This is a genomic window from Veillonella sp. CHU110 (assembly GCF_003992255.1).
GTDB lineage: Bacteria > Bacillota > Negativicutes > Veillonellales > Veillonellaceae > F0422.
The window spans coordinates 128,107-140,190 of record NZ_RQVA01000002.1 but is presented as its reverse complement, the minus strand read 5'-3'; the positions used below and the strand labels follow the sequence as shown (position 1 = coordinate 140,190).

Below are 12,084 nucleotides of genomic sequence, written 5' to 3'. Positions count from 1 at the left end.
CCTATACCACATGAAGTTCCCATTCTCATTCTTGAGATATCCCTTTCATTATACCGTATCTATCGGAATTCTTCAATACAATCAACATGTCAGGATTAGGCCGCATAGACTCTTACCTGGCATTCTCACATAGATGGGAATCATAATAAAAAATAAAAAACGTTCCTACCTGAGTAAGAACGTTTTTATACACATATTATAGATACTTAGCAATCACGTCTTGGAATGCCGCTGGATTTTGTTCTTTCCATGTGTCAAAATCTTGTCCTGCTGTCTCTAAGGCATTCACAAGATCAATGAAGAATTTAGGAATATCTTCCACAGTGATAACTCCCACTTCTTCTGACATACGTGGACCCTCTAATTCACCATTACCATTTAAGAACACTTTGAAAGCTGGTTGAGGCTTTTTATCCACTACTTTTGTAAATCCATGGAATCCTAGTGTGCCCACTTGGTGTGTACCACAGGAAGATGGACAACCGGATACATGCAATTGTGGCAACTTATCTGTCGATAAGCCTTCTGCTTCTAGCGTATCTTTAATGACTTTCACAAGACCAGAAGAATCCTGGAAGCCAATTTGGCAAATGGTAGCTCCTACACAGGATACAGTGTGCTCAAATTTGTTTTTCGCATGTGTATCACCGATAATAGCTGCTACTGCATCTGCTTCTTCACCAGTTAAGTTTACGATGTATACAGATTCGTCACCGCAGATACGGATTTCTGTTTCTTCTAAACCACCTACATAATCGAATAGTTTTACGAACACATCCATCGGTGGTGTACCCACTAATGGTTTGTATTGAATGTAATACAATCCTTTTTGTTTTTGAGGTTTTGCCAAGGCTGTCGTTGGTGTTGTTGTACCTGCTTTTTTCACTTCGTAAGGAGCTACTGACAATGTTAAATCATGAGCCGCTTTAGATTTTTCTAAATATTCATGGTACGCTTTACGGAATTCCTCTTCCCCTAATCGTTGCGCAATGAAACGAGAACGAGCTTTCCCACGATTTTTAAAATCACCTAATTCATGGTACAAATGCAACATACCCTCCACATGATGTAATACTTCATTTGGATCTACATTTTCATCTACTAAGACACCAAAGGCAGATCCGCCTCCAATACCACCACCTGCGTAGACATCGAACTTGCCATTTTCTTTTGCCAAGAATCCTAAATCTTTATAGTTAGCATGTCCTTCATTATCTACCACAGAGAACCCAATTTTATATTTCCGTGGCAATGCTAATGTGCCGATCAAGGACACCGCATATTCACTAACGGCTTGCAAGTATGGAGTAACACCAAATGGTTCATCTGGATGTACACCATGTAATGGACTGGCCGTTACATTACGTAAATTATCTCCACCAGTACCACGATTATAGATATCATGTTCAAAACACTCTTTATACAATTCCAAAATTTGTTCACCTTGTAATTTATGGAATTGAATACATTGGCCTGTTGTAAAATGTACATGTTTTAAATCATATTTTTTCACCGCATTAACCAAGAATTTCATTTGGTATGGAAGAATACGAGATCCAAAGAATCGCAAACGCAACATTGCACTTTCAAAACCACGTTCAGCATAACTACCGAATCCTCCGCCAATTCCTTTGAAATCTTTTGGAGCGATTTCTTTCGCAAAGAAACCTTCAATCCCTGCTTGAAACTTCTCAAACTCTCCCGCAAATCGTTGTCGTACTTCTTCTGAAATAGCCATGATACTTTATCTCCTCTCCTGAGCACTCGCTCAATAGAAACCTCTTCTTCTAAAGTATAACAGATATTAAACCTGATTTCTATACCTTGAAATCCGCCTATTTTCATAGGTTATACGACTTTTGTATACGATGTAATAACTGATTTCTATCTTATTCTACAAATGCTACCACATGCTCAGTCAATTCATTTTGTAATTCATTAGATCGATCTTCAGAGTCAAACGTATCATCAAAGCTTACTGCCATACGACGTTGCTTTGCCTTCATGCCAAGCACAAGACGCATAAACATCTTCTTAGCGCCTTCATCATCGCTATACACAATGTCCTGTACATCATCTACCAATAGCAAATGTAATTTGCAGTATTCTTCCATATAATCTGCCACTTCACCATAGGTCACGCTGTCGTTGTATTCTTTCATAAACTGCGCCCCTGTCACATACCGCACACGGATGGCTGCGTTCTGCTTCACTGCCTCTTGCTCCATGGCTTTCAACAGATGCGTTTTACCCACACCAGATTGTCCAAATAGAAATAGTACTGGTTCAAAACATTTTGTGAAATCAGTCATCGCCAACGCAGATGTCATAGCAAATTTATTTTTTTCTGTTACCTTGAAAGTTTCAAATGTTTGCATAGTTACTCCTTATTTCCTTGCCACAATCGAAAAGAGTGGCACTGGATTATATAATTCATCTTCTTCATCATACATGCGGCTGCTCACCGCCATATCTAAATACACTCTGGAAAAGCCTGCCTTGCGCATCATGTGCACATCCCAATGGGGACGATCCATACGACTGATAGATAGTTCCTCTGTAATGGCAATACATTCCCGCATCGTTTCCTGCGCTACGCCTTCATGAATGTGATGCTGTGACACCACGGGTACTTTGAGCTCTACTCCATAATCACCATCAATGTTGATGAGCACCCCTTTCGGAGCAAGTATTCGATACCACTCCTTATAAGCTGCTTCCACATCTGGTAAGGTCCAAGTCAGATTCCGTGCCAGAATCACATCGAAAGATTGGTCAGGAAAGTCTAGTTGCATCGCATCCATACAGCGAAAGTCCACAGTCCCACGCAGAGAATCTCGTAACTCCACAGCTTGCGCCTTAGCCACTGCAATCATATCTTCCGTTAGATCAATGCCGGTTACCGAGTAGCCTTGTTGTGCTAGCAAAAAGGCAAAAAAGCCCGTTCCCGTCCCTAAATCTAAAATTCGTTGGTGAGTGTCCTTAATATGCGGAGAAATCTCTCGCAACCAGCGAGGTGCTAACTTCGATTGTAATTCCTTCATGCGTAGCGCACCAAAATCACCGCTCCGCCCTTTCCAGTAGGCAATAATCCTATCTCGTATCGTCATAGGCCCTCCTTGTATCACATCGTATTATACCATGAGAAGAGATGCTTTGTATGTAGCTAGAGTCACGAACAAATATATAGTACAAGCTTTCATTATTCTTTACTTGTTAATCGTATATCTTTACTTTTCATTCCAAAATCTTTACTTTTTATTTATTTTTTTATATGATAAGTAAAGATTATGGAGGTAGCATATGTATAATTACCAGGGATTAATAACAATATTAGAAAAGAATAACATACGCAAATCAAACTTAACGCAATTACTTCACATATCTTCAAGAACCATTTCTAAAATTGGAAGAGGCGAAAAGCTTTCACCCTCAGTCATACGCAAGTTATGTGAGTACTTTTCTTGCTCCCCAACAGATCTCTACACAATAGAGCCTGACAATCCCATCCTTAAACAATTACGAGAAGAAAAAGAACATAAAATCTCTGGTGGGCTCTACCATGAACTCCAAGTGCGCATGACCTATAACTCCAACCATATAGAAGGCAGTAAGTTGAACGAAGAGCAAACTAGACATATCTTTGAAACGAATACTGTTCACGGGGAAGAGAGTCTGTCCGTTGATGATATCATTGAAACTATCAACCACTTCCGAGCCATTGATTACTGTATTGATATTGCAGAAAATCCATTAACAGAAGAGAACATCAAACACCTTCACTATCTATTAAAAAGTAACACCAAAGACGAAACACTTCCTTGGTTCAAGGTAGGAGACTACAAAACACGACCGAATGTAGTCGGTGGCAGGGAAACCTCAAAACCTGAGCAAGTAGCAGTGGACATACAAAATTTACTAGCATGGTATACTAGCAAAAAACATATTTCATTTGAAGATATCGTGGAATTTCATTTCCATTTTGAACGTATCCACCCCTTTCAAGATGGAAACGGTCGAGTAGGTAGACTCATCGCCTTTAAAGAATGCCTCAAACATAATCTAATCCCATTTATCATCGAAGATAGAAAAAAATATTTTTATTATCGAGGCTTAACAGAGTTTTTACGTGAACCAGGCTACCTCATCGACACCTGTTACGATGGACAAGACACAATCAAACGCCTATTGGAGTACCTCGAGATTCCACACAAGGAACGTAGTTAGACGTAGTAGCCTCGTGGCAGTTATTACTAGCTAAATCACACAAATCAAAAAGACCGCAATATGCTCCTGAACAAACCTACCGTAGGATCAGTTTGAGAAGGAGTATGTTGCGGTCTTACTTTCCCCTATTCAGTTACAAACCACAGCCTGCATAGGCTTGCAAATGACGACCCACAAGGCTACCTAGTATAAAAAGTAGTATTTTTTCTTAACATATGCTACAATATAGACATAAACAAGAAGAGCCATCAACGTGTGAACGGCGTTAGGCTCATCTCAAAGATTCGAATTATGATGATGCCTAACGTGTATAAGTGCTGGTAACACTTATCTATTACGTTAGGCTTTGTCATTTCTAATTAAAGAAACGATAAATATCTATAATTAATTTTAAAAATTTTACTAATAATAGCAACTTTTTCCAAAATTTCATAGAAATCACCTCCTCCCATACTGGGAAGAGATAAGCCCAACTCACGTCAATGACTCTTCTATACACATATTATATCACATTTTCTGCATATCGTTTATATTTTGCAGCATCATTTCCCTATTGAGGAACGCAATTAGGCGTAGCAGCCTTTGTGGCGTTCCTTACTAACCAAAATACACAAATCTAAAAGACCGCAACATGCTCCTGAACAAACCTACCGTAGGATCAGTTTGAGAAGGAGTATGTTGCGGTATTCCTTTATCCTATTCAGTTACAAACGCCACAGGCTGCATAGCGTCACAAGTGACAACCCTACCGTAGGATCAGTTTGCGGAGGAATGTGTCGCGCTCGTTCATTTAACCACTCAATGCGTGCCACAAGTTTTCATAGCATCGCAAGAGACGTTTTACTCAGGCTGAATCGTAAAGGACAAGCTAGAGAAGTATTTAGTTTGTTCACCTTTTGTTTCTGTTGGGAATGCTACTTCTACGCCTACTACGTTCACACCATTAGCAGCTACTGTTACCATTGCTTTACCTTGTGCATCAGCTTGACTTTCATTAGTCAAATCATTGATAACGTCTTTGATTAATGGAGCGTTAGCATAAGGCATGCCATCTTTAAATACTTGGATTTCGTAAGTATCGCCTTTGCGCAATGTTAATGGGTTAACACTTGGAACGATTTCGATTGGCATATTCAAACGTTCAGGTTTTACTGCTGCATTCCAATAGTTTACATTATATTTCACAGCATGCGTAGATTTCACCGCATTTGGCACATCTTTCATCATGGCTTTATGCATTTTGCCGTCTTTATCTTTTGTAAAATATCCATAGTCAAATGTAGTTGCTGTAGTACCTAACATTTCATTTTTCTCAATAGTTACATTGTGTTCATGAGGCATTACTTTCATGTCCAATGGATTATATGCTACATCATAAGCTTCAAAGCTTTTTACCATGGATGGTTCGTATGCGTTATCTACAGGGCCTTCTCCTAATACCAATGTTGGTTGATCAATGCGTTCTGCAAACCACACGCCATGTGCTGATGCATTGGATCCCACAGATACCGCCCCTACTAATGCTAATGCAAGAATTGCTAACTTACTTTTTTTCATGATGGATCCCCTCCTATGAAATATATAATTACAATACTTACATTGTACATCCTTTGAGAATCACTAGCAATATTTATTTTTAATTATGAATTATTTCTATAATTGACTATTGTTTTTATCTATATATTAACAAAACACATATCCATTAATTACAGGATTAGATGAACAATACTTTCAAAAATTTCCAAAATCACTGCAAATACCGGACGTATCACAGCACCTAAGAATCCAAATTGTCCCAATACTAGAATGCCAATAAAGAACCACAACTGAGCGCCTAATAGTTTTTCTTGCCACTCATAAGGCAAATATTGTAGTAGTACATAAAACCCAATAAAGCCTGGCACTGGTAGCATATTGAAAACGCCAAAGCCGATGCACAAGGTCACGATATAGGACATGACCATTTGTAAACCAGTGCTTACTGTGCTGACTTGCATAGCGATGGACATGCCTACATAGGCTAGAAACGCCACTAAAATATTAGCACCTAGTCCAGCTAAGGCAATTTGTATCATCGCAGTGCGTGGGTTTTTAAAGTTGTACGGCGAAAAGGGAATTGGCTTACTCCACCCTACGCTAGCAATGAGCATCACTAAAATTCCTAACAAATCAATATGGGCAAAAGGGTTAATCGTATCTCGTCCCCACTGCTTAGGCGTCATATCCCCCAAGCGAATTGCCATCTTTGCTTGCGCATAGTTAAATATAGATATAGCGATAGCTATAGCTGGTAGCATCGCAATATAATGAACAAAATCTTTCATACTATCTCCTTTATATAATAGACCTTCTTTACTCAGCACTCATTCTGTATCTAAATAGGTATCTTTTTCTCTATTATACACGATGATCGCCCATCACAACACCATTGAATATATACACTGTCAGTCAAGCTTTCCTTATAATGCAATACCCTCTTAACAGTCAGTGGACATTTTGCATCTCCTTCTCCATACTGAAAGTATCTATACGAACTAACTTTCAACATATAATTAGGAGGTACCCCTATATGCAGTATAAAGAGCAACGCTTTATCATTCCTATTCCTTATGAATTACTCTATGAACTATATGTCATTCGTCATATATCTACTAAAGCCATTGCAGAACTATTACACTGCAGCCAAAGCACTGTATGCCAACGATTACATGCCTACAAAATCCCAATACAATCAAAGTTGGTCGCCATCCCTCAGGAGGAACTGATGCTGTTATATCAACAAGGGCATTCAGTCAAACAATTAGCTCAGCACTACCATGTGTCTACTCGAACCATCTATAATCGTTTATATGACTGGCATATCAAAGAGCCTACTCGAACACAAGTTGATAAAGACCTTCCCATTGCTGCTATCATCAGCTCCTATGAGTCCGGAAATAGTGCCTATACCATTGCCAAAGAATTTCGCATCTCGCCTTCTACTGTCATTCATCTACTACAATCAAAGAGAATTCCCCTTCGTCACAGTCATAAACGACTTTCCTTACCGATTAAAGATATATGCAATCTCTACACAGCACATAAACTATCCACCACTCAAATTGCCAATCTCTATCATGTAAAAGCTGCCACCATCGCATCTCGATTACGAGAGGCGGGCATCACATTACGGGGCAATAAAGAAGATCTCCCCATTCCATCCATTGTATCTGCCTATCAAAATGACACACCATTGCAAGTCATCGCCACTACGTACGGCACCAATTATCATACGATTCGCAATATACTAATCAGAAATGGGGTCTACCAAAAAGCTCGTCGTATTCGAGACTGTGCCTATGATATTCAAACCTTACACAGAAATGAACAATTATCGATTGCAGAAATTGCCTCTCACTATGCTTGCCATCCTGAAACCATTAGACGTATTATCAAGGACGCCACCAAGAAAAAGAAAAGTACCCCCTGAACTCCTTGCCCTGACCCGCAAAGTAACGTATACTAAAAGAAACAATATATATCATTAAAAGGAGTCTATTATGGATTATATTATCGCTTTATTACCTTACTTTGCATTAGGTATTCTATCCGCATTAATTGCTCGCTTCTCAGGGATTGCTATGTCATTCCTAGTAGTGCCAACCCTATTATATTGGGGTGCTACCCCTGTGGAAGTCATCTCATTTATGCTGACGTTCACATTGTACAATACATTTACCCTTGAAACACAAGATGTACGACTAGATTTTAAGGATTTAACATTTTTCCCAGGTTGGAAATTAATCATACCTTTACTCATTCCATTTGGACTTAGCTTAGTCTCTCCACATCTATCGATTGGTCTATTCATTTTCTTCTTCATCTTGGAGTTAGGGGCCGCTCTATATAAACGTATCCCTAAGGAAGAACGTCCTACCTTAAAGCAAATTTATATTTCTTCCACCCTTTCCATCTTAGGAACGATTGTGGGGGTATTAAATTATCGCTATATTCCAGAGCAATGGTTTTTTCTATTTGTGGGAATCGCTATGTTAGGTCTTACATGGTTCGCCTATTATGCGGGCAAGAAACGATCTGCTATGCGTGAATCTTGGACTGCCATTTGGCCATCCTTTTCCATATTGTTAGGGGCCTTAGGATTAGAAATTTCTTCCTATATTTATGGAGTTAAACGAAATTTCTCATCTCCTTTTGAAAGAATGGTTCCTATGTTTACTGTCATCGGTGCCTTTGCCGGTACGATGGTATTATTCGTAGTAGAAAACCAATTTTCTCTAGCATCACTCATTGCCGCCGTAGGCTGTGCTTTTGGTGTTCGTCTATCTGGTATCTATCAATTTAGCAAAAATGGTAAGTTTTCTTGGTTAATCATTGGTCTTACTGTACTCATTGTGCTCTGTTTATACTTAGTAAGCCCTACACCAGTAGGCTTAGAAAGTGGTAGCCAACTATTACAAGCACCAATTACACAATAATCACATATTCTTAGCCACGTATGTTACAAAGCTAAACAACAGAGGACAGTTGCTACATTCGCAACTGTCCTCTTTCTATATCTATTGTTGTGGAAAGGGTCCCACAAACTCCCAGACACTCATATCCGGTAAGTGATTATCTACGTACATGGTTTGCAATGTATCCATACACCATGGTATAGTCACATACTTTTTCACATACATATAGTTATACCCATCTTTATCTAAGGCAATTTCCAGATTCAATTGATCCGGGTGGTCTTCATCCATAATGGCTTGGACAAAGTGGCAGTTTTCTTTTGGGGAGTCCCAAAACAAACTGAAAAATATACGTTCATCTGCCACAATTTGATGTAGTACGTTTTCTACATCTGACCAAGTCCCTTGTTCATAGGTCTCTTCATCTGTAATGAGTCGAAACATTTATGCTTCTCCTTGTTCGATGCGGATTACATCACCAATCCGATGGCATAATTCATCTAATTGTTCTTGATCAGGACCTTCTGCCATGACACGGATTAGAGGCTCTGTACCAGATGGGCGCACTAAAATACGACCATTGCTACCTAACTCTTCTTCCGCTTCACGAATGGCATCTTGAATGGCTGTATTCGTTTCCCAACCAGCCTTAGTCAATACTCGTACATTGACTAATAATTGAGGATACTTCGTCATCAAACCGGCTAATTCAGATAAAGATTTTCCTTTTTCTTTCATAATGGACAATGTTTGTACAGCTGTTAATAACCCGTCACCAGTACTATTATAGTCCAAGAAGATCACATGACCAGATTGTTCTCCACCAATGGAATATCCCTCTGCTAACATTTTTTCTAATACATAGCGATCACCCACAGCCGTAGAACATGTCTTCATACCCAGCTCTTCTGCTGCTTTGTGAAAGCCAATATTACTCATCACTGTACCAACAATCATATTGTCTTTCAACTTGCCCTGCTCTTGTAAATGCAAGCCACAGAGCAACATAATTTGGTCCCCATCTAAGACTTGTCCTTTTTCATCAACCATCAAACAACGATCTGCATCGCCATCGTTGGCGATACCAACATGAGCCCCCTCACGAAGCACCGCTGCTTGTAGCCCTTCTAAGTGTGTGGACCCAGCATTATCATTAATGTTTGTTCCATTTGGCTCTACATTGATGGCAATGACCTCTGCCCCTAATTGACGAAGGATCGTTGGTCCCACATAAGAAGCTGCTCCATGTGCACCATCATAAACTACCTTAAGTCCTTCTAAAGAAGCGCTAGTAGATACCACAAAATCCACATATTCTTGTACCCATTCTTGGTGGTATTGGATAGTTCCAATATCTCCTTTTGTAGGGCGTGGCAAGCAATCATCGGCACTGGATTTACATAATTCTTCGATTTCATCTTCTACTGCATCTGGCAATTTAAATCCGTTTCCATCAAAGAATTTAATACCATTATCTGGATATGGATTGTGCGAAGCAGAAATCACCACACCAGCTGTACATTCTTTTTGTCGCACTAAATAGGCAATAGCCGGTGTCGGAGCTTCTCCTAAAACAATCACATCGCCACCAACTGCGCAAATACCAGAGGCTAACGCACTTTCAAGCATACCTCCAGAAATACGTGTATCTCGACCAATCAAAAATACTGGACGCTCTATGGATTGCCCAAAATAGGATGCTGCCGCACGACCTAAATGATAGGCCAGTTCTGGAGTTAAGAATTCATTCACCAATCCGCGTACACCATCGGTCCCAAACAATCTACTCATGATTTTCTCCTTTCAAAGGGCTGTATCGATTCATAATTAATATGGCTGTTTCTGCGCCATCCAAGGCAGCACTCATGATACCGCCTGCATATCCGGCCCCCTCTCCAATAGGGTAGAATCCTTCTGTCGATAGAGAGACTCTGTCTTCATCACGAAGCAAGCGAAGCGGTGCAGACGTTCTAGTTTCCACACCCGTCATGCACACTTGATCCCCATCAAATCCATGAATACGACGACCAAAGTATGGCAATGCATCTGCTAATGTATCTGTTACGAAAGTAGGTAGACACTCTCGTATATCCGCTGGCGTCACACCAGGCTCATAACTATAGTGTTCACGCTGTACATGATTATCAGTAGTGCGTCCTAAAAAATGACCCACTGTCTGTATCGGTGCATAATAGTTGCGTCCCCCCAAGATGAAAGCCTTTTCTTCCCACTCTCGTTGGAAATCAATACCCGCTAATGGATGTGTACCAAAGTCTCTTGGCCCCACTGTGACTACTAAGGCACTATTTGCAATGCCACTATCACGAGCATATAAGCTCATACCATTTGTCACAACACCGCCCTCTTCTGAGGCACTAGCCACTACTTGTCCACCTGGACACATACAAAAGCTATAACAAGATCTATCCTTCTCTTTATCATGGTAGACCAGTGAATATTCCGCAGCTCCTAAACCGATATCGGCGGAATGTACTCCATATTGTGAAGTGTCAATCACATCTTGATCATGTTCAATTCGAACTCCGATGGCAAAGGATTTACCTTCCATCTGTACGCCTCTGTCATAGAGCATACGATACGTATCACGAGCACTATGTCCGATACCACATAATACAATATCTGCTGGCAACGATTCTGTACCATTGATCGTCATTCCTGTAATACGATTGTTCTTTGTCATAATATCTGTCACATGTGCACCAAAGCGAACCTCTCCGCCCCAATCAATAATTTGTTGGCGCATCGCTTTTACCATGTGCCGCAAAATATCTGTACCTACATGTGGTTTATGCTTATACAAAATCTCTTCAGGTGCACCAAATTCAACAAAATATGTAGCAATTTCATGCAAGCGTGGATGTGTGACACGGGTTGTCAATTTTCCATCAGAAAATGTGCCTGCTCCACCTTCACCAAATTGTACATTAGATTCCGGTTTAAAGATCCCTTGTTTCCAAAAGGCTTCTACATCTAATGTACGTTGATCTACATCTTGTCCACGTTCCAGCACGATGGGACGATACCCCTCTCGTGCTAAATAAAAGGCAGCTAACATACCGGCTGGGCCAAAGCCTATCACAACAGGTCTATGTTGCATCGGTTCTGTCCCTAGCTGTATGGGCTCAGGAATTTCTGGTTCCATCAACGTAATATCTTTATGGCGACTTAACTTTTTAAATACTTGATTTTCATTCTGCACTTCTAAAAACAATGTATACACGAAGGTAATATTCGGCTTTTTGCGTGCATCTACAGCTCGACGTACCACATGGATCGTCTTGATTTGCCCCCGCAAAGGGCTATATTTTTTTACAATTAATTCTTCTAATCGCTCTGCCTCTTGTACGGGTATACGAAAATTAATGATACGTAACATATATCT

11 protein-coding genes are annotated in these 12,084 nt (G+C 40.1%); 3 read left to right on the top strand and 8 right to left on the bottom strand.

Translation table 11 applies throughout. The annotated features are described in order from the left end of the window. Nucleotides 1-196 precede the first annotated feature (196 nt). From EO122_RS01415 to EO122_RS01405, 3 genes are all read right to left on the bottom strand, one after another. Nucleotides 197-1,738 (bottom strand): nitrite/sulfite reductase, encoded by a 1,542-nt coding sequence (locus EO122_RS01415; RefSeq protein WP_127009049.1) that lies wholly within the window; start codon nucleotides 1,736-1,738, stop codon nucleotides 197-199. A 151-nt stretch (nucleotides 1,739-1,889) separates the two neighbouring features. After that, a complete protein-coding gene (locus EO122_RS01410; protein WP_127009048.1) occupies nucleotides 1,890-2,378 on the bottom strand; it encodes a DnaA ATPase domain-containing protein in 489 nt (162 codons plus the stop codon). Nucleotides 2,379-2,387: 9 nt separating this feature from the next. Continuing rightward, the gene (locus EO122_RS01405) at nucleotides 2,388-3,110 is read right to left on the bottom strand and encodes a class I SAM-dependent methyltransferase (protein WP_127009047.1); all 723 of its coding nucleotides are present in this window, start codon (nucleotides 3,108-3,110) and stop codon (nucleotides 2,388-2,390) included. A gap of 193 nt (nucleotides 3,111-3,303) precedes the next feature. On the opposite strand from EO122_RS01405, the gene EO122_RS01400 reads away from it, so the two are divergent. Further along, a complete protein-coding gene (locus tag EO122_RS01400) occupies nucleotides 3,304-4,227 on the top strand; it encodes a Fic family protein (RefSeq protein ID WP_127009046.1) in 924 nt (307 codons plus the stop codon). An 840-nt stretch (nucleotides 4,228-5,067) separates the two neighbouring features. Here the strand turns inward: EO122_RS01400 and EO122_RS01395 are convergent. Further along, entirely contained in the window at nucleotides 5,068-5,784 is a 717-nt protein-coding gene (locus tag EO122_RS01395) for a DUF4198 domain-containing protein (protein ID WP_127009045.1), read from the bottom strand. A 149-nt stretch (nucleotides 5,785-5,933) separates the two neighbouring features. Next, nucleotides 5,934-6,551: a site-2 protease family protein gene (locus tag EO122_RS01390; protein WP_127009044.1), complete on the bottom strand. Its 618-nt coding sequence runs from the start codon at nucleotides 6,549-6,551 to the stop codon at nucleotides 5,934-5,936. A gap of 245 nt (nucleotides 6,552-6,796) precedes the next feature. Between EO122_RS01390 and EO122_RS01385 the strand changes: the two genes are divergently transcribed. Continuing rightward, nucleotides 6,797-7,696, top strand: coding sequence for a helix-turn-helix domain-containing protein (locus EO122_RS01385; RefSeq protein ID WP_127009043.1), 900 nt, complete (start codon nucleotides 6,797-6,799; stop codon nucleotides 7,694-7,696). A gap of 70 nt (nucleotides 7,697-7,766) precedes the next feature. After that, complete coding sequence (locus EO122_RS01380; protein WP_127009042.1) at nucleotides 7,767-8,702, top strand: hypothetical protein; 936 nt, start codon at nucleotides 7,767-7,769, stop codon at nucleotides 8,700-8,702. An 81-nt stretch (nucleotides 8,703-8,783) separates the two neighbouring features. Here the strand turns inward: EO122_RS01380 and EO122_RS01375 are convergent, their stop codons facing one another. The 3 genes from EO122_RS01375 to EO122_RS01365 are packed head-to-tail and all read right to left on the bottom strand — an operon-like array spanning nucleotide 8,784 to nucleotide 12,078. After that, nucleotides 8,784-9,125 (bottom strand): hypothetical protein, encoded by a 342-nt coding sequence (locus EO122_RS01375; RefSeq protein ID WP_127009041.1) that lies wholly within the window; start codon nucleotides 9,123-9,125, stop codon nucleotides 8,784-8,786. Continuing rightward, nucleotides 9,126-10,472, bottom strand: a complete 1,347-nt coding sequence (glmM, locus tag EO122_RS01370; RefSeq protein WP_126937656.1) for a phosphoglucosamine mutase — start codon at nucleotides 10,470-10,472, stop codon at nucleotides 9,126-9,128. After that, nucleotides 10,465-12,078, bottom strand: coding sequence for an NAD(P)/FAD-dependent oxidoreductase (locus EO122_RS01365; protein ID WP_127009040.1), 1,614 nt, complete (start codon nucleotides 12,076-12,078; stop codon nucleotides 10,465-10,467). Before EO122_RS01365 ends, glmM begins: the two co-directional genes overlap by 8 nt. Nucleotides 12,079-12,084: the final 6 nt, after the last annotated feature.

What these genes read in the sequence shown, in the direction of transcription:
- EO122_RS01405 (WP_127009047.1), bottom strand. Translation starts at nt 3,110, where the DNA reads ATGACGATACGAGATAGGATTATTGCCTACTGGAAAGGGCGGAGCGGT.
- EO122_RS01380 (WP_127009042.1), top strand. Translation starts at nt 7,767, where the DNA reads ATGGATTATATTATCGCTTTATTACCTTACTTTGCATTAGGTATTCTA.
- EO122_RS01375 (WP_127009041.1), bottom strand. Translation starts at nt 9,125, where the DNA reads ATGTTTCGACTCATTACAGATGAAGAGACCTATGAACAAGGGACTTGG.
- EO122_RS01410 (WP_127009048.1), bottom strand. Translation starts at nt 2,378, where the DNA reads ATGCAAACATTTGAAACTTTCAAGGTAACAGAAAAAAATAAATTTGCT.
- EO122_RS01415 (WP_127009049.1), bottom strand. Translation starts at nt 1,738, where the DNA reads ATGGCTATTTCAGAAGAAGTACGACAACGATTTGCGGGAGAGTTTGAG.
- EO122_RS01365 (WP_127009040.1), bottom strand. Translation starts at nt 12,078, where the DNA reads ATGTTACGTATCATTAATTTTCGTATACCCGTACAAGAGGCAGAGCGA.
- EO122_RS01395 (WP_127009045.1), bottom strand. Translation starts at nt 5,784, where the DNA reads ATGAAAAAAAGTAAGTTAGCAATTCTTGCATTAGCATTAGTAGGGGCG.
- EO122_RS01390 (WP_127009044.1), bottom strand. Translation starts at nt 6,551, where the DNA reads ATGAAAGATTTTGTTCATTATATTGCGATGCTACCAGCTATAGCTATC.
- EO122_RS01385 (WP_127009043.1), top strand. Translation starts at nt 6,797, where the DNA reads ATGCAGTATAAAGAGCAACGCTTTATCATTCCTATTCCTTATGAATTA.
- EO122_RS01400 (WP_127009046.1), top strand. Translation starts at nt 3,304, where the DNA reads ATGTATAATTACCAGGGATTAATAACAATATTAGAAAAGAATAACATA.
- glmM (WP_126937656.1), bottom strand. Translation starts at nt 10,472, where the DNA reads ATGAGTAGATTGTTTGGGACCGATGGTGTACGCGGATTGGTGAATGAA.